The 20,744-nt window shown below is 70.8% G+C and carries 15 protein-coding genes; 11 read left to right on the forward strand and 4 right to left on the reverse strand.

What is annotated here, in order from left to right; all coding sequences use genetic code 11:
• Positions 1 to 101: 101 nt before the first annotated feature.
• Positions 102 to 1,109, reverse strand: coding sequence for a LacI family DNA-binding transcriptional regulator (locus tag AC3CBB_RS00865; RefSeq protein ID WP_488625627.1), 1,008 nt, complete (start codon positions 1,107 to 1,109; stop codon positions 102 to 104).
• A 202-nt stretch (positions 1,110 to 1,311) separates the two neighbouring features.
• Positions 1,312 to 5,124, reverse strand: a complete 3,813-nt coding sequence (gene hrpA, locus AC3CBB_RS00870) for an ATP-dependent RNA helicase HrpA (protein ID WP_488625628.1) — start codon at positions 5,122 to 5,124, stop codon at positions 1,312 to 1,314.
• A gap of 84 nt (positions 5,125 to 5,208) precedes the next feature.
• On the opposite strand from hrpA, the gene AC3CBB_RS00875 reads away from it, so the two are divergent.
• The 6 genes from AC3CBB_RS00875 (at position 5,209) to AC3CBB_RS00900 (ending at position 13,126) form a co-directional block, all read left to right on the forward strand.
• The gene (locus AC3CBB_RS00875; RefSeq protein WP_488625629.1) at positions 5,209 to 5,892 is read left to right on the forward strand and encodes a hypothetical protein; all 684 of its coding nucleotides are present in this window, start codon (positions 5,209 to 5,211) and stop codon (positions 5,890 to 5,892) included.
• 178 nt (positions 5,893 to 6,070) lie between these two features.
• On the forward strand, positions 6,071 to 7,657 hold the full coding sequence (locus AC3CBB_RS00880; RefSeq protein ID WP_488625630.1) for a long-chain-fatty-acid--CoA ligase: 1,587 nt from the start codon (positions 6,071 to 6,073) through the stop codon (positions 7,655 to 7,657).
• Entirely contained in the window at positions 7,654 to 9,192 is a 1,539-nt protein-coding gene (locus AC3CBB_RS00885) for an MmgE/PrpD family protein (RefSeq protein WP_488625631.1), read from the forward strand. The genes AC3CBB_RS00880 and AC3CBB_RS00885 overlap by 4 nt, the downstream gene beginning before the upstream one ends.
• Entirely contained in the window at positions 9,192 to 10,094 is a 903-nt protein-coding gene (gene prpB, locus AC3CBB_RS00890) for a methylisocitrate lyase (protein ID WP_488625632.1), read from the forward strand. The genes AC3CBB_RS00885 and prpB overlap by 1 nt, the downstream gene beginning before the upstream one ends.
• A gap of 2 nt (positions 10,095 to 10,096) precedes the next feature.
• Positions 10,097 to 11,236 carry a bifunctional 2-methylcitrate synthase/citrate synthase gene (locus tag AC3CBB_RS00895; protein ID WP_488625633.1) on the forward strand — a complete coding sequence of 380 codons (1,140 nt, stop codon included), beginning with the start codon at positions 10,097 to 10,099 and terminating at the stop codon, positions 11,234 to 11,236.
• A 27-nt stretch (positions 11,237 to 11,263) separates the two neighbouring features.
• Positions 11,264 to 13,126 carry a thioredoxin domain-containing protein gene (locus tag AC3CBB_RS00900; RefSeq protein ID WP_488625634.1) on the forward strand — a complete coding sequence of 621 codons (1,863 nt, stop codon included), beginning with the start codon at positions 11,264 to 11,266 and terminating at the stop codon, positions 13,124 to 13,126.
• On the opposite strand, the gene AC3CBB_RS00905 is transcribed toward AC3CBB_RS00900, so the two are convergent.
• The gene (locus AC3CBB_RS00905) at positions 13,089 to 14,753 is read right to left on the reverse strand and encodes a dolichyl-phosphate-mannose--protein mannosyltransferase (RefSeq protein WP_488625635.1); all 1,665 of its coding nucleotides are present in this window, start codon (positions 14,751 to 14,753) and stop codon (positions 13,089 to 13,091) included. The genes AC3CBB_RS00900 and AC3CBB_RS00905 overlap by 38 nt on opposite strands.
• Before the next feature lie 39 nt (positions 14,754 to 14,792).
• Here AC3CBB_RS00905 and rsmI point away from each other — a divergent pair, with 39 nt between their 5' ends.
• Positions 14,793 to 15,608, forward strand: coding sequence for a 16S rRNA (cytidine(1402)-2'-O)-methyltransferase (rsmI, locus tag AC3CBB_RS00910; RefSeq protein WP_488625636.1), 816 nt, complete (start codon positions 14,793 to 14,795; stop codon positions 15,606 to 15,608).
• Between the two features lie 126 nt (positions 15,609 to 15,734).
• Here rsmI and AC3CBB_RS00915 read toward each other — a convergent pair whose 3' ends face one another.
• Positions 15,735 to 16,556 carry a hypothetical protein gene (locus tag AC3CBB_RS00915; protein ID WP_488625637.1) on the reverse strand — a complete coding sequence of 274 codons (822 nt, stop codon included), beginning with the start codon at positions 16,554 to 16,556 and terminating at the stop codon, positions 15,735 to 15,737.
• A gap of 198 nt (positions 16,557 to 16,754) precedes the next feature.
• Between AC3CBB_RS00915 and metG the strand changes: the two genes are divergently transcribed.
• From metG to AC3CBB_RS00935, 4 genes are read left to right on the forward strand one after another with little or no spacing between them, the layout of a single operon-like run.
• Positions 16,755 to 18,326: a methionine--tRNA ligase gene (gene metG, locus AC3CBB_RS00920; protein WP_488625638.1), complete on the forward strand. Its 1,572-nt coding sequence runs from the start codon at positions 16,755 to 16,757 to the stop codon at positions 18,324 to 18,326.
• On the forward strand, positions 18,323 to 19,252 hold the full coding sequence (locus tag AC3CBB_RS00925) for a TatD family hydrolase (protein ID WP_488625639.1): 930 nt from the start codon (positions 18,323 to 18,325) through the stop codon (positions 19,250 to 19,252). Before metG ends, AC3CBB_RS00925 begins: the two co-directional genes overlap by 4 nt.
• A 1-nt stretch (position 19,253) precedes the next feature.
• Positions 19,254 to 20,105 (forward strand): 16S rRNA (adenine(1518)-N(6)/adenine(1519)-N(6))-dimethyltransferase RsmA, encoded by an 852-nt coding sequence (rsmA, locus tag AC3CBB_RS00930; RefSeq protein ID WP_488625640.1) that lies wholly within the window; start codon positions 19,254 to 19,256, stop codon positions 20,103 to 20,105.
• Positions 20,106 to 20,107: 2 nt separating this feature from the next.
• Positions 20,108 to 20,701: a hypothetical protein gene (locus AC3CBB_RS00935; RefSeq protein ID WP_123506314.1), complete on the forward strand. Its 594-nt coding sequence runs from the start codon at positions 20,108 to 20,110 to the stop codon at positions 20,699 to 20,701.
• The last annotated feature ends 43 nt before the right edge of the window (positions 20,702 to 20,744 follow it).

Here is a 20,744-nt window from a genome sequence, read left to right on the forward strand (position 1 = left end):
ATTGCACGATGCCGCGGTCGGGTGGCCGGGCTTCGTAGAAGATGACTATTACATCGTTGTAACGCGGCGTCAAGACCTTCTTGACGGAAGTCTGCGCGTCTTCACGCCGAAACGGTCGATGCGCGGATCACGATCTGATGCGGAATGTAGATCCGACGGGGCGCGAGAGCGCGGTCGGCGATGCGATCGGAGAGAAGCGACAGCGTGGTCTCGGCGAAGGCCCGCTTGTCGAAGGACACCGTCGTCAGCGGCGGGGATGCGTACCGGCCGCTGTGCACGTCGTCGAACCCGGCGACGGCGATCTGCTCGGGAACCCGGATCCGGCGTTCGAATAGAGCGCTCAGCACGCCGTTGGCCATCGAGTCGGTGAAGCAGAACACGGCGTCCATCTCGAGGCCCGCATCGAGGGCCCGCACGATCGCCGCTTCGGCGACACCCGGTACCCAGTCGTCGGCGACGAGCTCGAGAGCGGGGTCGTGCGGAACGCCCGCCTCGGCGAGAGCCTCCCGGTAGCCGCGGGTCCGGGCGCGAGCCGAGGCGGTGTCGAAATCGGGTCCGTCGGCTCCGACCACGGCGATCCGGAGGTGGCCGAGCGAGAGCAGGTGAGCGGTCATGTCGCGTGCCGCGGCCACACTGTCGACGGCGACCCGGTCGACGAGATCCTGCTCGACCTCGCCGATCAGCACCACGGGAGGCAGGTCGTCGGTGCCGACGATCGCGCTCGACTCCAGGTTGACCGGGTTCAGCACCAGGCCGTCGATCAGGTGCTCGCGACCCCGCGACAGGAGCTCCCGCTCGCGCTCGGGCCGCTTGCCGGTCTGCTCGAGCTGCACCGACCAGCCCTGCTCGTGGGCCACCTCGACGAACTGGTCGAGCATCTCGGCGCTGTACTCCATGCTGAGGTCGGGGAAGGCGAGGGCGATCGCGCCCGTTCGCCCGTTCCGGAGACCTCGCGCGCTGAGGTTCGGAACGTACTGGAGCTCGGCGACCGCGAGCTCGACCCGTTCGCGCGTCTCGGGGCGCACGAAGACGACGCCGTTGATCACGTTGGAGACGGTCTTCGGGCTCACCCCGGCCAGGGTCGCCACGTCTCGGACGGTTGCGCGCATCGCCTCACAGTAGCGCGGCGGGTGTCGCCGGCTCGCGGGGGTGCTTGTACCTACGCCGACGCGGCTCGTCGGGTGAGGGGTCGCTGCTTGCTCGCCATTGGCCGCGGGCGGACAACGAGCGACTCCTCACCGGCGCGGGCCGGCGCGGGCCGGCGCGGGGCGGCGCGGGGCGGCGCGCGCCGGCGCGCCGGCGGGGGCCGGGCTAGGCCGTCGCGAGCACCTTCGCGATGCGCTGCAGCGAGACCGACTCGCTCGGGCGCAGATCTTGCGCGAAGAGCGAGAGGCGGAACTCCTCGAGCATCCACCGGGCGCGGACGAGCGGCGCGGCGGCACCGATCGCCGGCGGGAACGCGCCGCCGGCGTCGACGTAGCGCTGCGTCGCCTGCTGCACCTCGACCATCCAGGCGCGGTCGCGCGCCGGATTCTCGAGGAGCTTGACGATGCGGCGCTGGATGCCGACGAGGTACACGGGTACGCGCTGCATCTGCGCCAGGCCGGTGCGTGACACGAAGCCCGGGTAGATCAGGCGCTCGCGCTGCTCGCGCGCGTCGGTCAGGGCGGGAAGCAGCGACATGTTGGTCGCCTGCTTCAGCGCCTTGTCTGCGTCACGCGCCGCCGTCAGCGTGCGGGCGACGAGCGACACCGTCTGGAACATGCTGTCCATGACGGCGGCCGAGACGCGGTCGCGGACCGTCTCGAACTCCTTCTTCGTCAGCACCATGCCGTCGGGCTTCACGCGGAACAGAACGTCGTCGACGACCGCCGTCAGGCAGTCCGCGAAGAGCGCCGCCGTGTTCTGGTACGGACTGGTCGCGAGGATCAGCTTCTCGGGGCTGGTCAGGTGTTGCTGCACGTACGCGACCGGCGACGGCGTGCCGAGCATCAGGAGTCGCCGCACGCCCTTCGGGGTCGCGAGGGCCTGGTCGGCCGCCGTCGCCATGAGCTGGATGGACACGCTGGTGCCGTCGTCGACGAGGGCGGGATAGGCGCGGATCGTCGTCTCGCCGTGCCGGGTGTCGACGGAGGCGGGGAGGTCGTCGAAGTCCCACTTCGCGATGCCGTCGCGCTGAATCGTCGTCTGGGCGCGCGGCGTCTCGGTGGCGCGTGCCACGCTGCGGCGGGTGTCGGCGGCGAGCGACGTCTGCAGGGCGCCGAGGTCTTTGTCGATGCCGACCACGCGCCCCCGCTCGTCGACCACGGCGAAGGTCATGCGGAGGTGCGCTGGGAGGCGAGAGACATCGAAGTCGTCGCCCGTGATCGGCGCGTACGTGAGGCGCTTGATCACCGACGCGACGGTGGTCGTGAACGGATCGGGGAGTTCCTGCGCGGGGGTCGCGGGGAGCTCGGCGGTGATCTTCGCCGCCCAGTCGGCGGCTGGCACGACGTTCTTGCGGATCTGCTTCGGCAGCGACTTGATGAGCGCCGTCACGAGCTCGTCGCGGAAGGCGGGCACCTGCCAGTCGAACCCGGCGGGCGAGAGGGTCGCGAGCAGGGGCAGCGGCACGAGCACGGTCACCCCGTCGTCGTGCGAGCCCGGCTCGAAGCGGTAGCGGAGGGTGAGCTGCTGGTCGCCCTGCTGCCAGATCGACGGATAGGCGGTCTCGTCGACCTCGGCCTCCTCGTCGCCGAGGAGGTCCTCGGCCTTCATCGTCAGGAGTTCGGGCGTCTCGGCGCGGGCCTTGCGCCACCAGCCCTCGAAGCCGCGCGTCGTCGACACGTCGGCCGGCACCCGGCGGTGGTAGAACTCGAACGCCGCGTCGCCGTCGACGAGCACGTCGCGACGGCGCGTGCGCTCCTCGAGCTCGGTCAGCTCGTCGATGAGGGCGTCGTTCGCGTCTTGGAAGCGCTGATGCGACTCCCAGTCGCCCTCGACCAGGGCGTGCCGGATGAAGAGCTCGCGAGCGTAGACCGGGTCGATCCTGTTGAACTGGACCCGCTGCCTCGGGATGATCGGCACGCCGTAGAGAGTGACGCGCTCGAACGCGACGACGGCGCCCTGCTTCTTCTCCCAGTGCGGCTCGGAGTGGCTGCGCTTGACGAGATCGCCGGCGATCGGGGCCGCCCACGCCGGATCGATCGAGCCGTTGACGCGAGCGAAGAGGCGGCTGGTCTCGACGAGCTCGGCGCTCATGATCGCATTCGGCTGCTTCTTCGCAAGCGCCGACCCCGGGAAGATCACGAAGCGCGACTGGCGAGCGCCCACATAGTCTTTCTTCTGCAGGTCCTTCAGGCCGATCTGGCTGAGCAGGCCCGCGAGCAGCGACTTGTGCACGCCGTCGGGGTTGGCGCTCGGCTCGCCGACGTGCAGCCCCAGCGTCTTCGATGCGCGGACCAGCTGCCGGTAGACGTCCTGCCACTCGCGGATCCGCAGGTAGTTGAGGTACTCCGCCTTGCACAGGCGGCGGAAGGCGCTCGAGCCGAGCTCCTTCTGCTTCTCCTCGAGGTAGTTCCAGAGGTTCAGGAAGGTCAGGAAGTCGCCGCTCGGGTCGGCGAACCGCGCATGCTGCTGATCGGCCTGCGCGCGGCGCTCGAGGGGGCGCTCTCGCGGGTCCTGGATGCTGAGCGCGGCGACGATGGCCATGACCTCGCGGGTCGTCGCGTGCTGCTTCGACTCGAGCACCATGCGGGCGAGCCGCGGGTCGATCGGCAGCCGCGTGATCTGGCGGCCGATGCGGGTGATGTCGCCCTTTTCGTTCACCGCGCTCAGCTCGCGGAGCAGGTCGAGGCCGTCTTTGATGCCGCGCGAGTCGGGCGGCTGCAAGAACGGGAAGCCGGCGATGTCGCCCAGTCCGAGCGAGATCATCTGGAGGATCACGGCCGCCAGATTCGTGCGCAGGATCTCGGGCTCGGTGAATTCAGGACGCTTGGCGAAGTCGTCCTCGCTGTAGAGGCGGATCGCGATGCCGTCGCTGGTGCGGCCGGAGCGGCCCGAGCGCTGGTTGGCGCTCGCCTGCGAGATGGCCTCGATCGGCAAGCGCTGCACCTTGGCCCGCGTCGAGTAGCGGCTGATGCGCGCCGTGCCGGCGTCGATGACGTAGCGGATGCCGGGGACCGTGAGGCTGGTCTCGGCGACGTTGGTGGCCAGGACGATCCTTCTGCGGGTGCCCGGCGTGCGGCTCGTCTCGAACACCCGGTGCTGGTCGGCGGCGCTCAGGCGGCCGTAGAGGGGAAGCACCTCGGTGTGCGGGAGGTTGCGGCCGCGGATCGACTCATCGGCGTCGCGGATCTCGTTCTCGCCCGATAAGAAGACGAGCACGTCGCCGGACGACTCGCGCGCCAGCTCGTCGAGGGCGTCGTTGATGCCTTGGAGCACGTCTCGATCGCCGCCAGGCGGTCGAGGCGTCATGGGCACAGCGTCCCGGTCGTCGAGAAGGCCATCGGCGACGAAGTCGTCGTCCTCGCCTTGGTCGTTCGCACCCGCGTCGTCGGCGACCAGCGGGCGGTAGCGGACCTCGACCGGGAACGTGCGGCCCGAGACCTCGATGATCGGGGCGCCGTCGAAGTGCTTCGAGAACGACTCGGGGTCGATCGTCGCGCTCGTGATGATGAGCTTGAGCTCCGGGCGCCGCGGCAGGAGCTGCTTGAGGTAGCCGATCAGGAAGTCGATGGTGAGGCTGCGCTCGTGCGCCTCGTCGATGATGATCGTGTCGTACTTCGTCAGGTCGCGGTCGAAGTGGATCTCGTTGAGCAGGATGCCGTCGGTCATCAGCTTGACGCGCGTGTCGTCGCTCACATGGTCGGTGAATCGCACCTGGTAGCCGACGAGGCCGCCCATCTCGACGCCGAGCTCGTCGGCGATCCGCTCGGCGACCGTGCGGGCGGCGATGCGGCGGGGCTGGGTGTGGCCGATCATCTCGCGCCCGAGCTCGAGGCAGATCTTCGGAAGCTGCGTCGTCTTGCCCGAGCCGGTGGCGCCCGCCACGATGACGACCTGGTTGTCGCGGATGGCCGCGGCGATGTCGTCGCGGCGCTGCGAGACGGGCAGCTCCGGGGGGAAGGTGATGGCGGGGATCATGAGCCTCTCATTCTACGTCGGCTGCTGGCGTCCCGGAGGCGACGGGGACTTCCGGGAATGTGAAATGCATGGCATTCTCGATGGATGAGCATCAAGCTGCGCGACACCGACGTCGACCACATCACCGCGGGTCTCGGGGGAGGCGCGATCGCCCTGTCGGCCCTCCTCCAGCTGACTCCGACGCTCGGTCCGCCGGCGGTCGTGCTGCACCTGCTCGCCGCCCTCCTGCTGGCCGGCGGCCTCGTGGCCCTCGCTCTCGGCATCCCTGCCGTCGGCGGCCACGCGCGTCGGCCCGGCGTGCTGGGATCGTCGATCGCCGTGCAGTACCTCGTCGTGGTCTCTGCCGGATTCGCCCTGCTGCTGTATCTGGTCTCGGCACTGCCGTACTCATGGGGCATCGTGTTTCCGGGGCCGGGCTACACGATCTACCTGCCGCTGGTGCTGCTGGTCATCGCCGCGGTCCTGCTCGTGCGGGACGCCCGTTCGACGCGGTATCCGGTCGTCGGCATCGGCGTCCTGGCTGCGCTCGGGCTCCTGCACGTCGTCCTCGACGTCGTGATCGTGGCCTTCGCAGGCGTGCTGTCCGCGCTCGCGGTCGACGGACTGCAGGTCGTCGCGACGCCGCTGTACCTCTTCAGCCGCGTGAGCACCCTCGCCACGGTCGCCGTCGGCGTCTGGTTCGCGTGGCCGTGGCTGGCGCCTCACGTCGATGCGGCCACCGCCGCGGCCCGCCGGGCGCGCCAGAGCCACGTCGACTCCACCCCCTGAGGTCCCGGTCCGAGCGAATCACGCGGTGCTGACCGACAGAGCGGTCGGCGGTGCGGGCGGGCGAGCGGGTGGGCGGCGGGCGAGGCTGAAGTACACCTGTGGTCTGCGGCGGGGCTCGGACGTATGATTCCCTCACCGCTCGAACCCGAGTCGTCAACGAAGACGAAGAGGACCACCGATGAGTACTCAGCACCATGATCAGGCCGCCGCTCCCATCACCCGCGCCAGCGCATCCGTCGCCGCCATCCTGAAGGAGTCCGCCGACCGGTATGCCGACGCGGTGGCCGTCACGGTCGGTCCGCAGAAGACGACGTACGCCGAGCTGTGGGCCCAGACGAGGGCCTATGCCGGAGCGCTCCGGGCCAAGGGAGTCGGGGAAGGCGACAAGGTGGCCATGCTGGTGCCCAACGTCGCCGACTTCCCGCGGGTCTACTACGCGGTCCTGTCGCTCGGAGCGGTCGCCGTTCCCATCCACGCGCTCCTGAAGCAGCACGAGATCGAGTACGTCCTGCGCGACAGCGGCTCGACGATGCTCGTGTGCGCGGCTCCGCTGCTCGGCGAGGGCGGGCCGGGCGCCGGCCTGGCCGGAGTGGACGTCGTGACGGTCCTGGCGCCTGCCGACCTGCAGACCGGGTTCGACCGGCTGGAGGCGCTCGCGGAGGCGGCCGAGCCGATCGACACCTACGTGCCGCGCGACCCGTTCGACACCGCGACGATCCTCTACACGAGCGGCACGACGGGCAAGCCGAAGGGCGCCGAGGGGTCGCACTTCGCTCTTCTGGAGCAGACGAGCACGCTGCTGCTGAGCACGTTCAAGATCACGACGGGCGACCGCCTGCTGGGGGCGCTCCCGCTGTTCCACACGTTCGGGCAGACGTGCACGATGAACGTGGCATTCCGCGCGGGAGCGACGGTCGTGATGGTCCCGAAGTTCGACGGCGACACGGCGCTGAAGGTCATGGTCGACGAGGGCTGCGACATCTTCATGGGCGTCCCGACGATGTACATGGCGCTGCTCGACGCCGCGACGCGCACCGAGGCTCGGCCGAAGCTCAAATACGCGATCTCCGGCGGCGCAGCGTTGCCGGTGGCGATCATCGACCGGTTCCGCGACGTCTACGGTGCCGACATCCTCGAGGGCTACGGCCTGACCGAGACGTCGCCGGTGGCGACCTTCAACCACGTCGGGGTGCCGCCCCGGCCGGGAACGATCGGCACGGCCATCTGGGGCGTCGACGTCGAGATCGCCGACTCGGCGGTCGAGGACTCCATCGTTCTCATGCCGAACGGCTCGATCGGCGAGATCGTCATCCGCGGCCACAACATCATGAACGGATACCTGAACCGCCCGGAGGACACCGCGAAGGCGATCGTCGACGGCTGGTTCCGCACGGGCGACCTGGGCACGAAGGACGACGACGGCTACCTCACGATCGTCGACCGCACTAAGGACATGATCATCCGCAACGGCTACAACGTGTACCCGCGTCAGGTGGAGGAGGTGCTGGCGGCGCACCCCGACGTCACCATGGCGGCGGTGTTCGGCGTGCCGCACGAGACCCACGGCCAGGAGATCGAGGCCGCTGTCGTGCTGCGGCCGGGAAGCACCGCGACGCCCGAGGAGCTCGTCGCCTTCGTCTCGGACGAGATCGCGGCCTACAAGTACCCGCGCATCGTCCACGTCCTCGACGCCCTGCCGCTCGGCCCGAGCGGCAAGGTCCTCAAGCGCGAGCTGGTCACGCGGTTCGCCCCGCAGCACGCATGACGGAAGCCGTCGAGGTCCGGGTCCACGCGAGCGGCGACGGCCTGCCCCGGGAGGAGGAGCTCGCCTGGCACCTCGCCCGGGTGGCGGCCGACCCGGTGCCGGTCGACGACGACGTCACCGAGATGGTGATCAACCGGATCATCGACAACGCCGCCGTCGCGACCGCATCCCTGCGGCGCGCCCCGGTCGCCGCCGCTCGCTCGCAGGCCGAGGCGCACCCGATCGACGGACGCCGGGGCGACCGGCACCGCGGCTCGACCGTGTTCGGCACGGCGCAGCACCTCCGGTTCACTCCGGAGTGGGCGGCGTGGGCCAACGGAGTCGCCGTGCGCGAGCTCGACTTCCACGACACGTTCCTGGCGGCGGAGTACTCGCACCCGGGCGACAACATCCCGCCGATCCTCGCGGTGGCCCAGCACGCCGGCCGCTCGGGCGCCGAGCTGATCCGCGGCATCGCCACGGGCTACGAGATCCAGGTCGACCTGGCGCGGGCTATCAGCCTGCATCGGCACACGATCGACCACGTCGCCCACCTGGGTCCGAGCGCCGCGGCGGGCATCGGCACGCTGCTCTCGCTCGATCCCGAGGTGATCTACCAGGCGATCGGGCAGGCGCTCCACACGACCACCGCCACCCGGCAGTCGCGTAAGGGCCTGATCTCGACGTGGAAGGCGTACGCGCCCGCGTTCGCCGGCAAGCAGGCCGTCGAGGCGATCGACCGGGCGATGCGCGGCCAGACCAGCCCGTCGCCGATCTACGAGGGTGAAGACGGAGTCATCGCCACGCTGCTCGACGGCCCGGAGGCGTCGTACTCCGTTCCGCTGCCGCTGCCCGGCGAGCCGAAGCGGGCGATCCTCGACACGTTCACGAAGGAGCACTCGGCCGAGTACCAGGCGCAGGCCTGGATCGACCTCGCCCGGCGGCTCGGCCGCGAGCGCCCCGAGCTCCGCGATCCGGACGCCGTCGAGAGCATCGTCCTGCACACGAGCCACCACACGCACCGGGTGATCGGCTCGGGAGCGAACGACCCGCAGAAGTACGACCCGACCGCCAGCCGCGAGACGCTCGACCACTCGATCCCTTACATCGTGGCCGTCGCGCTCCAGGACGGCGAGTGGCACCACGAGCGCAGCTACCTCCCGGAGCGCGCCGGCCGCCCTGACACGGTGAGGCTCTGGCGCTCCATCTCGACCGTCGAGGATCCCGAGTGGACCCGCCGCTACCACTCCCTCGATCCGGCCGAGCAGGCGTTCGGCGGGCGAATCGAGATCCGGCTCAGGAACTCCGAGACCGTCGTCGACGAGATCGCCGTCGCGGACGCCCACCCGCTCGGGGCCCGCCCCTTCGGGAGGGCGGACTACGTCGCGAAGTTCCGGTCGCTGGCCGACGGGGTGCTCGAGCCGGCGACGGTCGACGCGTTCCTCGACCTGGCCCAGCGGCTCCCCGAGCTGAGCGCCGACGACCTGTCCGGGCTCAGCGTCACGCCCCCGCCCGCGCACCTGGCGCAGGTCGCCCCGACCGAAGGGTTGCTCTAGTGCTGTACTCCACCGTCGCCGCGGCCGACAAACGGCTCGGCCTCAGGCGCGCTCTCGACGGTCCGGGCCTCCTCCGGCTGCCGGGTGCCTTCAATCCGCTCAGCGCCCGCCTGATCCAGCGTCACGGGTTCGACGGGGTCTACGTCTCGGGAGCCGTGATCAGCGCCGACCTGGGCCTGCCCGACATCGGCCTCACCACCCTGACCGAGGTCGCGACCCGGGCCGGGCAGATCGCCCGCATGACCGACCTGCCCGCGCTGGTCGACGCCGACACCGGCTTCGGCGAGCCGATGAACGTCGCCCGATCGGTGCAGGCGATCGAGGACGCCGGGGTCGCCGGCCTCCATATCGAGGACCAGGTCAATCCGAAGCGCTGCGGACACCTCGACGGCAAGAGCGTCGTCGATACCGAGACCGCGGTGAAGCGGATCCGGGCGGCAGTCGATGCGCGGCGCGACCCGAACCTCCTCATCATGGCCCGGACCGACGTCCGGTCGGTCGACGGGATGGCGGCGGCGGTCGACCGCGCGAAGGCGCTGGTCGACGCGGGCGCCGACGCGGTCTTCCCGGAGGCGCTGGACGGCCTCGCCGAGTTCGAGGCGATGGCCGACGCGCTCGACGTGCCGATCCTCGCCAACATGACCGAGTTCGGCAAGGGCCGCCTGCACACCGCCGACGAGCTCGAGGGTGCCGGCGTCAAGATCGTCATCTACCCGGTGACCCTGCTGCGCCTGGCGATGGGCGAGGCCGACCGCGGACTCGCCGAGATCGCGGCGGCGGGCACGCAGGAGTCGCTCCTGCACCGCATGCAGCACCGAGCCGACCTCTACGACCTGATCGACTACGAGGGCTACTCGCAGTTCGACGATCAGGTCTTCACGTTCACCGTCACGAAGGAGTGATCATGTCCGACACCGAGATCCACAAGGGACTCAACGGAGTCGTCGTCGACGAGACCACCGTCTCGAAGGTCGACGCCGCCTCGAACTCCCTGCTGTACCGCGGCTACCCCGTCCAGCAGCTCGCGGGGCACGTCCCGTTCGAGGACGTCGTGCAGCTGCTCTGGCGCGGAGAGCTTCCCTCTGACGGCGAGAGGGCCGAGTTCCTGCGCTCGGAGCGAGGCGCCAGGGCGCTCGACCCGCACGTGCGCGCGGCGGTCGACTCGCTGCCCCGGTCGGCGCACCCGATGGACGTGCTGCGCACCGCCATCAGCGCGATCGGCGCCCACGACTCGGAGCCGGCGTCGCCCACTTCCGACCAGACGTACGAGCGGGCGCTGCGGGTTCTGGCGCAGACTCCGGCGGTCATCGCGTACGACCAGCGCCGGCGTCGGGGCCAGGAGCCGCTCGAGTCGCGCGACGACCTCGGCTACTCGGCGAACTTCCTCTGGCTGGTGTTCGGCGAGGAGCCCGACCCGGCCGACGTGCATGCGTTCGACGTGTCGATGACGCTCTACGCGGAGCACTCGTTCAACGCGTCGACCTTTACGGCGCGGGTGATCGCGTCCACCCTGTCTGACCTGCACAGCGCTCTCGTCGGGGCCGTAGGAGCCCTGCGAGGGCCGCTGCACGGCGGCGCGAACGAGATGGCGCTGGCGCTGCTCGACGAGATCCACGATGCCGACCGGGTCGACGCCTGGCTCGACGAGGCCCTCGCGCAGAAGCGAACGCTGATGGGGTTCGGGCACCGCGTCTACAAGAACGGCGACAGCCGCGTTCCGACGATGGAGGAGGCGCTCGGGCGCCTGCTCGAGGCGCGGCCGGGGTCGGAGAGCGACCGGCTCGGCGAGCTGTACGAGGCGCTGCAGCGCGGCGTGCTCGAGCGGAAGAACCTCAAGCCGAACGTCGACTACCCCTCGGGGCTCGCGTACCACCTGCTCGGCTTCGACACCCCGGTGTTCACGCCGCTGTTCGTGGCAGCGCGCATCGCCGGCTGGACGGCCCACGTCGTCGAGCAGCGGTCGGCCAACGCGCTGATCCGGCCGCTGAGCGAGTACGTCGGCGAGCCGTACCGCGAGGTGGAGGTAACGACAGTCGACGCCTGAGCGCGCCGACGCGCGTAGCGTGAGCGCGTGCCGAACCGCCTCGCGAACGCCATCAGCCCATACCTCCGCAGCCACGCCGACAACCCCGTCGACTGGCGCGAGTGGGGTGCCGACGCGTTCGACGAGGCAGCGCGGCGCGATGTTCCGGTGCTGGTCTCGATCGGGTACTCGACCTGCCACTGGTGCCACGTCATGGCGCGCGAGACCTTCTCCGACGAGGTCGTCGCGGCGTTCGTGAACGAGCGCTTCGTCGCGGTCAAGGTCGACCGCGAGGAGCACCCCGACGTCGACGCGGCCTACCTCGCGGCCGCCGGCGCTTTCACCGAGAGCCTCGGCTGGCCGCTCACGGTCTTCGTGACGCCGACCGGCCGCGCCTTCTACGCGGGCACCTACTACCCGCCTGTCCCGGTGCAGGGGCACCCGTCGTTCCGGCAGGTGCTCGACGCTGTGCTCGACGCCTGGACCGACCGCCGCGACGAGGTCGACCGGAATGCGGCCGACATCGCCGCCGCGCTCCGAGCCGCTTCAGCGCCCCAGGGTGCAGGAACTCCACCCACCCCCGCCGACCTCGACCGGGTCGTGGCGCAGCTGGCCGCCGCCGAGGACCCCGTCAGCGGGGGGTTCGGGCGTGCTCCGAAGTTCCCCATCGCCCCGGTGCAGCTGCTGCTGCTCGATCTCGCCGCCGGGGGCAGCGCCGAGGCAGGCGCCCTCGTGTCGCGGACCCTCGGGGCGATGGCGGCGTCGCCGCTCCGAGACGCCGTCGAGGGCGGCTTCTTCCGGTACGCGGTGCGGCACGACTGGCACGAGCCCCACTACGAGCGGATGCTCTACGACAACGCGCTGCTGCTCGACGCGTACTCGCGGCTCGGCGACGTGGCAACGGCGGCGGGAGTCGCCGAGTTCCTGCGCGCCGTGCTCCAAAGGGAGGAGGGCGGCTTCGGCTCGGCCCAGGACAGCGAGAGCCCGCTGGGGGAGGGCGGCTACTACGCGCTGTCGGCGGCTGAGCGAGCGAAGGAGGTGGCCCCGAAGGTCGACGAGAAGGTGCTCGCCGGCTGGAACGGTCTCGCGATCGGCGCGCTCGCCGAGGCGGGGGCTCTGCACGGGCGGACGGACTGGGTCGAGCTGGCGAGGCGAGCCGCCGACCGCGTGCTGCGGACGCACCAGCAGGATGACGGGACGCTCCGCCGGATCGCGACCGAGCGGGGTGCGTCTGACGCCGTGGCGACCCTGGAGGACTACGGGATGCTCGCCGACGGGCTGCTGCGGCTCGCGCTGGCGTCGGGCCAGGAGTCGTACGCGGTGGCGGGGCGCGACCTCGTCGAGGCGTGCCTGGTCGACGACGACCGGGTGTTCGCGGCTCCCGGGGAGGGCGACCCCGTGCTGGCGGCCCAGGGGCTCGGGCTGCGGGCCGATCCGTCGGAGGGCGCCTACCCGTCGGGCCTCAGCGCCGCGGCGTCGGCGGCCCTGACCCTGTCTCAGCTGTCGCACTCACCGCGGCTGCGCGAGGCTGCCGCTCGAGCGATCGGGTCGATCGCCGCGCAGGCGGTGCAGAATCCGGCCGCGTTCGGTGCGTCGCTCTCGGTCGCGGCAGCTCTCGCAGCGCCTGCCGAGCAGCTCGTCGTCGTGGCGGACGCCCCCGGCGAGGTCGCGGCCGTCGCGCGCGCCGCTCGCCGCCCGGGCCGCGTCGTCGGTGTCGTCACTCCCGCGCAGTCCGCCAGGTGGGCCGCCGCCGGGTTCGACCTGTTCGAGAGCCGTGACGCGCGGCCGGGTGCCGACGAGACCGCGTACCTCTGCCGCGACTTCGTGTGCGCCCTCCCCGTCACCACGGCTGCGGCTCTTGCGGCCGACCTCGCTACTTCCAGCTCGGGATCCAGTAGTGCAGTGAGATGAACGACCAGTTCTCCTGGATCGCGGTCCACATCGGGTAGTAGAAGACGCTGAGCACGATCGACAGGATCACCACGATCCCCACGACCCGGATGCCGCTGAGTCGCCGGTCGATATCGTCGGTCCGCCGGCCGAGGATCACCCCGAGCGCGGCGGCCAGCCCCATGATCAGGTAGGGCTCGAAGGCGATCGTGTAGAACTGGAAGACCGTCCGGTCGAGGTACATCAGCCACGGCAGGAAGCCCGCGCCCACCCCGATCAGGATCGCCCCGACGTGCCACTCGCGGTAGCGCACCAGGCGGTAGCAGAGGTAGAGGCACGCGGCGACGGCGGCGTACCAGATGAGAGGGTTCGCGATGCCGGTGATCGCCTGGCCGCAGCGGTCCGACGCGCAGCCGTCCTGGCCGGCCGAGAGCCCCAGGTAGTACATGCTCGTCGGGCGCTGCATCAGCAGCCACAGCAGCGGGTTCGCCTGGTACGGGTGCGGCGTCGAGAGCCCGACGTTGAACGCGTAGATGCCGGCCTGGTAGTGCCAGAAGTTCTGCACGACGTCGGGCACCCACGCGAGCGCGCCCTTCCAGCGATCGCCTCCGTCCTCCACCCAGGTGCGGTAGTAGCCGCCCTTCGTGACGAACCAGCCGGTCCAGCTCGCGATGTACGTGGCGGCGGCGATCGGCACCATCAGCAGGAACGACACCGGACCCTGCCGGAAGATGGTGCCCGTGCCCCAGAACTCGACGCCGATGCGTCGGCGGGCGGCCATGTCGACGGCGATCGTGTAGACGGCGAAGATGGCGAGGAAGAACGCGCCGTTCCACTTCACGCCCGTCGCGGCTCCGAGCATCAGCCCCGCGACGACCAGCCACGGCCGGTTCCAGAGCGCCGGGCCCCACGCGAGATCGCGCCCCTGCGAGTCCCGCTTCGCGACCCACGCGTCGAGCCGCCGCTGCGTTCGATGCCGGTCGAGCAGGATCGCGCCGAACGCCAGCAGCGCGAAGAACATCACGAAGTTGTCGAGCAGCGACACCCGCGACAGAACGATGGCCTGGCCGTCGATCGCCATGAAGAAGCCGGCCAGCACGCCGAGCACCGTCGACTTGAGCAGGTGGGTCGTGATCAGCGTGACGAGAAGCACCGCGATAATGCCGACCACCGCCGTGCTGAGGCGCCAGCCCGCCGGGTTGTCCGGCCCCGTGACGGCCATGCCCAGCGAGATGATCCACTTGCCGAGCGGCGGGTGCGCGATGAACTCCGCCGACCGCAAGAAGACGTCGGTCTGACCGGCCGCGAACTTGGCGTCGACGTCGCCCGGCCATGATGCCTCGTAGCCGAGGTTGTGGAGGGTCCAGGCGTCCTTGACGTAGTAGGTCTCGTCGAACACCAGCGAGTCGGGGTGGCCGAGATGCCACAGGCGCAGGAACGCGGCGACCAGCGTGACGAGGAACGGCCCGCCCCACCGCCAGGCCCGCTGCCGCGCGGGCGTCGCGAGCACGCGACCCCACCACGCATCCAGGGGCGCGAGCCGGGCCACCCGCACCGGAGAGTGCTGCGGCGCGCGCGCCGGCGCCTCGACCGGAGCCGTCGCGTGACCGACGAGCTCGTCGAAGTCGTTCACGGGCCGATCGGTCATCCGGGCAGTCTAAATGGCCGAGCCATGGAGAATGGGCAGGTGATCGTTCTCGCGGCAACACCCATCGGCAACCTCGGCGACGCCTCCACGCGCCTCGTGCAGGCGCTCGAGAACGCCGAGGTCATCGCCGCCGAAGACACCCGCACCGCGATCCACCTCATGCGCGCCCTCGGCGTCGAGAACCGGCCCCGCCTCATCGCCCTGCACGAGCACAACGAGCGCGAGAAGGCGCACGAGGTCGTCGAGCTCGCGCGCGCCGGCGACGTGCTGGTACTCACCGACGCCGGCATGCCCGCGATCAGCGACCCCGGGTTCCCGCTCGTCGAGGCGGCGTCGGCGGCCGGGGTCACCGTGACGGCGATCCCGGGGCCGAGCGCGGTGCTGACGGCGCTCGCCGTGTCGGGACTGCCGACGGACCGGTTCACGTTCGAGGGCTTTCTGCCGCGCAAGGGGGGTGACCGGAGGAAGTTCCTGCGATCGATCTCCACGGAGCGCCGCACGATGGTCTTCTTCGAGTCGCCGCACCGGCTCGCCGATTCGCTCGTCGATCTGGCCGCGGAGTTCGGGGCCGAGCGCCGCGTCGTGGTCTGCCGCGAGCTCACGAAGCTGCACGAGGAGGTCAAGCGCGGCACGGCCGCCGAGCTCGCCGCCTGGGCCGCCGACGGGGTGCGCGGCGAGATCTGCGTCGTCGCGGAGGGTGCCGAAGAGACCGAGGTCGACCTGGCCGCCGGCGTCGCGCTCGTGCTCGCCGCCGTCGCGTCGGGCGATCGGCTCAAGGACGCCGCCGCCGACGTGGCCAGCGCCACCGGGCTGTCGAAGCGCGACCTGTACGAGGGCGCGCTCGCCGCGCGCTGACCGTGCGCGCCCCGCGCCCCGCGCTGGCCTCGTGCTCGGTTCGGCGGGAGTTCGTCGGAACCGGCGGGTCTCCGGGGAGGCGCCCATTGCGACCAGACCCCGCCGAAGCGAACGAGCCGGTTCACGCTAGGCAAGCGGGACACCCGCCCCGTCTTCGCGACGCTTCTCCTTCCACACGGCGTCGGCATCGCCTGATCCGTCGGCGCGCGCGTACTTGAGGAAGCCGTCGAACTCGCCGATGAGGTCGACCTCCTCCCAGTAGAAGTCGACGAATGCGTTGGTGCCGTCGGGCAATTGGAATTCGCGCTGCAGATCGGGCGCCGCAAGACCTGCCTCGAGGATCACGGCCCGGCTCAGGGACTCGCCGGCGTTCGCCGCTCGGCCGTCCGCCCATTCGATCGCGCGACGCACACGGGCGTGGGCCCGGATCGGCGGGCCGTCTTCGAGGAGGGCGATCAGGTCGGCTGCTGTCACCCACTCCCGGCGGATCGCCTCGTCGAGCATCGGCAGCGATCGACCGAGACGGGATGTCGCAGCGACGTCCACGAGCGTCTGCGCGACAGACGTGACGACGAGGCCGTCGGCGTCTGCCAGATCGGGCGCGACCGCCCGCCGGTGAGCGAGCAGCCCCGGATCGGAGCGGCCTCCTGACGCACCGACCATCAGCACGTCGACGCGCGAAGGCAGCGGGCCCACGAGCGGAAGCCCGAGCAGGACCGCGGCCGTCACGTGGCTGAAGACGAGGGGCTTCCGGCGGTTGAGAGCGGTCGCCCGGGCGAGCGCAGCGAATCGGTCACGGGCTGGTCGCGCGGCCCAGGCGGCGCCATCGGCGTAGACGCCGCGGCGGACGCGGTGAAGGTGAGCGCGGTCGACGGCTCGCGACTGCTGCCAGCGGGCGACGCCGGCGCCCGCGAGGTTCGCGCTCGTGCGAAGGGGGATGGGCTCCATGCCCGCAATCGTGGTCGGCGTACCGCGCGCGAATCCTGCGCCTCGAGCATCTGTGGAGAGTGCGCACCCTGTGGACAGTCGGATGGGCGGGAGCTCGTCGGGTAGGGCGGGTCTCCGGCGCCCCGCCCGAGCCGACCAGCACCCGCCGACACCACGGGCGGGCGCCACAGGGGGAGCGGGCGCTTTAGGATGGACGACATGCCCGCCGGCGAGTCCTTCTACATCACCACTCCCATCTTCTACGTCAACGATGTCCCGCACATCGGTCACGCCTACACGGAGGTGGCCTCCGACGTGCTCGCACGCTGGCACCGCCAGCGCGGCGACGACACCTGGCTGCTCACGGGCACCGACGAGCACGGGCAGAAGATCCTGCGTACGGCCACCAGCCACGACGTCACTCCCAAGGAGTGGGCCGACAAGCTCGTCGAGGAGTCGTGGATCCCGCTGCTCGAGACGGTCAACATCCGCAACGACGACTTCATCCGCACCACCGACGCGCGCCACGAGACCGGCGTGCAGCTCTTCCTGCAGAAGCTCTACGACGACGGCCTCATCTACCAGGGCGAGTTCGAGGGCTTCTACTGCGTGGGCTGCGAAGAGTACAAGCAGGCGTCCGACCTCGTCGACGGCACCGGTCCGTTCGAGGGGCAGCAGGTCTGCGCGATCCACTCGAAGCCCGTCGAGCTGCTCAAGGAGAGCAACTACTTCTTCCGCATGAGCGACTTCGAGCAGCCGCTCCTCGACCTGTACGAGTCGCAGCCCGACTTCATCCAGCCCGAGAGCGTGCGCAACGAGATCGTCCAGTTCGTCAAGCAGGGCCTCCGCGACCTCTCGATCTCGCGCGCCTCGTTCGACTGGGGCATCAAGGTCCCGTGGGACGACAAGCACGTCGTCTACGTCTGGTTCGACGCCCTCCTCAACTACGTCACCGCCGTGGGCTACGGCGTCGACGACGAGAACTTCGACCGGCGCTGGCCCGCGACCCACATCGTCGGCAAAGACATCGCGCGCTTCCACGCCGTCATCTGGCCCGCCATGCTCATGGCGGCCGGACTACCCGTGCCGAAGCACGTCTTCGGCCACGGCTGGCTGCTCGTCGGCGGCGAGAAGATGTCGAAGTCGAAGCTGACCGGCATCGCACCGCAGCAGATCACCGAGACGTTCGGCGTCGACGCGTTCCGCTACTACTTCATGCGCGCCATCACCTTCGGCCAGGACGGCAACTTCTCGTGGGAAGACATCTCGGCCCGCTACCAGGCCGAGCTCGCCAACGGCTTCGGCAACCTGGCATCGCGCATCATCGCGATGATCACGCGCTACTTCGACGGCACCGTGCCGGTGATCGGCGACCTCACCGAGGCCGACCTCGCCATCCGCGAGACCGAGCTCCGCGTCACGGCCGGCGCCGATGCCGCGATCGACCGCTTCGCCATCAACGAGGCCGTCAGCACGGTCTGGGAGCTCGTCGACGCGCTCAACGGCTACATCACCGAGCAGGAGCCCTGGGTCCTCGCCAAAGACGAGGCGACCCGCGACCGTCTGGCGACCGTGCTCGGCACGGCCCTCCGAGGTCTCGGCACGCTGACGGTGCTGCTCAGCCCGTTCATCCCGGACGCCGCCCACAAGCTCTGGGAGTCCATCGGCCAGGGCGAGCTGACGAGCCAGAACATCGACCGCGCGGCCGAGTGGTCGGCGGCGCCCGCCGTCGTGCCGCTGCCGTCGACGCTGTTCCCGCGCATCGAGCAGCCTGAGGTCGCGACCGCGTGAGCGACGACGGCACCTTCATCCGGAGGCGGACGGACGAATCGGGTGGCCAGAAGCGAGATCTGACCTATCCGCCGCTGCCCCAGGCTCTGACCGTGCCGGTGTACGACAACCACACGCACCTCGAGATCGAAGACGGAGAGGGGCTCGACTACCGCGAGCACCTCGACCGGGCTTCGAGCGTCGGCATCCGCGGCGTGGTGCAGGTCGGCAACGACGTCGCGACCTCCGTCTGGTCGGCGGAGATCGCCGCACGGGAGCCGCGTGTGCTCGCCGCTGTGGCCCTGCACCCCAACGAGGCGCCGCGTCTGGCAGCTCGCGGCGAGCTGCACGATGCCCTGGCCGTCATCGACGAGCTCGCGGGTCGGCCGCGGGTGCGGGCTGTCGGCGAGACCGGGCTCGACTGGTTCCGCCTCGGCGAGAGTGGGATTCCCGTCGAGCAGGGCCGGGCGGCCCAGATCGAGTCGTTCGAGGCGCACATCGAGATCGCGAAGAAGCACGGCCTCGCGCTGCAGATCCACGACCGCGACGCGCACGACGACGTCGTCGCGACGCTCAAGCGCGTCGGCGCCCCTGAGCGCACCGTGTTCCACTGCTTCTCGGGCGGGCCCGAGCTCGCCGCGGTGTGCACCGAGAACGGCTGGTACATGTCGTTCGCCGGGACCGTGACGTTCAAGAACGCGCAGCCGCTGCGCGACGCACTGGTGGCCGCGCCCCGCAACCTGATCATGGTCGAGACCGATGCGCCGTTCCTGACCCCGTCGCCATTCAGAGGCCGACCCAACTCGCCGTACCTGATACCGCACACGCTCCGCTCGATGGCCGAGACGCTCGGCACCGACGTCGGGCTGCTCGCCGCCCAGATCACCTCCACCACCGAGCTGGTGTACGGCACGTGGGAGTCCGAGCCCATCACGATCGAGGCCTGACGTGGCGTCCACCCTCCTCGGGCCGGCGGAGATCCGCGACCTCGCCGACCTGCTCGGCATCCAGCCGACCAAGAAGCTCGGCCAGAACTTCGTGCACGACGGCAACACCGTGCGCCGAATCGTCCAGGCGGCCACGGTGCCGAGCGGCGCGGCCGTCGTCGAGATCGGCCCGGGACTCGGGTCGCTGACGCTCGGCCTGCTCGAGGCAGGGGCGGTCGTGACGGCCGTCGAGATCGACAAGCGCCTCGCCGAGCAGCTCCCCGAGACGGTCCGGCTGCTCCAGCCCGACGCCGACCTGACGGTGGTCGTCGCCGACGCCATGAAGGTCACGGAGCTCCCGTCGCCGCCCACCCACCTCGTGGCCAACCTGCCCTACAACATCTCGGTGCCGGTGCTGCTGCACTTCCTCGAGCACTTCCCCTCACTCGAGCGCGGGCTCGTCATGGTCCAGGCCGAGGTCGGCCTGCGGCTCGCGGCGACCCCCGGTTCGAAGGTCTACGGCTCGCCCAGCATCAAGGCCGCCTGGTACGGAGCGTGGTCGACCGCCGGGCAGGTGAGCCGCCAGGTGTTCTGGCCGGTGCCGAACGTCGACAGCATCCTCGTCGCCTACGACCGGCGCGAGCCGAAGGGCACGGAGGCGGAGCGCGCGGTCACGTTCGAGCTCGTCGACGCCGCGTTCCAGCAGCGCCGCAAGATGCTGCGTCAGTCGCTCTCGGTCGTGTTCGGGTCGTCGGCCGAGGCGTCCGACGCGATCGAGCGCGCTGGGCTCCCGGCGACCGGCCGGGGCGAAGAGCTGACCGTCGACGACTTCCTGGCCATCGCCCGAGTGCGGCTGGCCGACGCGGGCGAGTAGCCGTGTCTCCCAAGCGCCGCCGTGAGTCCGGCGCGCCCCGAGCGGATCGTGCGGCCGAGTCGGCGCGGGCCGAGGGCGTCGCCGGCACGACCAGCGACGCCAAGCTGGCGGCGCGGAGCGGGCGCGGCGTCGCCGAGTGGTTCGAGATCCTCGACGCCGAGGCCGCCACCCGCCTCTCGCACGACCAGATCGTGGCGCTGCTCGTCGACGTCTACGAGGCGCCGGAGTGGGGCGCCGAGTCGGTCGCGGTCCGCTATCAGCGCGAGCGCGGCATCCGTCTTCCGGGCGAGCAGGATGACGGGACGTTCGCCGTGTCCGTGAGCCGCAGCGTGCGCGGCGCCCAGGTGGCCCTCCTCGATGAGGCGCTCGTGCGCGTGGCGGCGTTCGCGAAGTCGGAGCCCGTCGAGGTGCACCGCCTGCCGGAGCGCTGCCAGGCCGTCTGGGAGCTCGCCGCGGGGGACCGCCTCGAGCTGCGCGTCGGCGTTCCTCGCGATTCGCGGTGCGCCGTGACGATCGCGCAGAGCGGCATCCGCCTGCCGGAGCGCGTCGCCGACGTGCGGCGGGCGCTCGAGCGGGTCGTCGTCGCCCTGTCCTGATCGGCCGCCCGCCCCGATCGGGGCGGCGTGGCCGTCGAGTCGC

This window comes from Frondihabitans sp. OV104 (assembly GCF_057787745.1).

Bases quoted from the DNA above. Each gene is read 5' to 3' on its own strand.
- AC3CBB_RS00915 (WP_488625637.1), bottom strand. From the start codon at position 16,556: ATGGAGCCCATCCCCCTTCGCACGAGCGCGAACCTCGCGGGCGCCGGC.
- AC3CBB_RS00880 (WP_488625630.1), top strand. From the start codon at position 6,071: ATGAGTACTCAGCACCATGATCAGGCCGCCGCTCCCATCACCCGCGCC.
- AC3CBB_RS00875 (WP_488625629.1), top strand. From the start codon at position 5,209: ATGAGCATCAAGCTGCGCGACACCGACGTCGACCACATCACCGCGGGT.
- AC3CBB_RS00905 (WP_488625635.1), bottom strand. From the start codon at position 14,753: ATGACCGATCGGCCCGTGAACGACTTCGACGAGCTCGTCGGTCACGCG.
- metG (WP_488625638.1), top strand. From the start codon at position 16,755: ATGCCCGCCGGCGAGTCCTTCTACATCACCACTCCCATCTTCTACGTC.
- AC3CBB_RS00865 (WP_488625627.1), bottom strand. From the start codon at position 1,109: ATGCGCGCAACCGTCCGAGACGTGGCGACCCTGGCCGGGGTGAGCCCG.
- hrpA (WP_488625628.1), bottom strand. From the start codon at position 5,124: ATGATCCCCGCCATCACCTTCCCCCCGGAGCTGCCCGTCTCGCAGCGC.
- AC3CBB_RS00895 (WP_488625633.1), top strand. From the start codon at position 10,097: ATGTCCGACACCGAGATCCACAAGGGACTCAACGGAGTCGTCGTCGAC.
- AC3CBB_RS00885 (WP_488625631.1), top strand. From the start codon at position 7,654: ATGACGGAAGCCGTCGAGGTCCGGGTCCACGCGAGCGGCGACGGCCTG.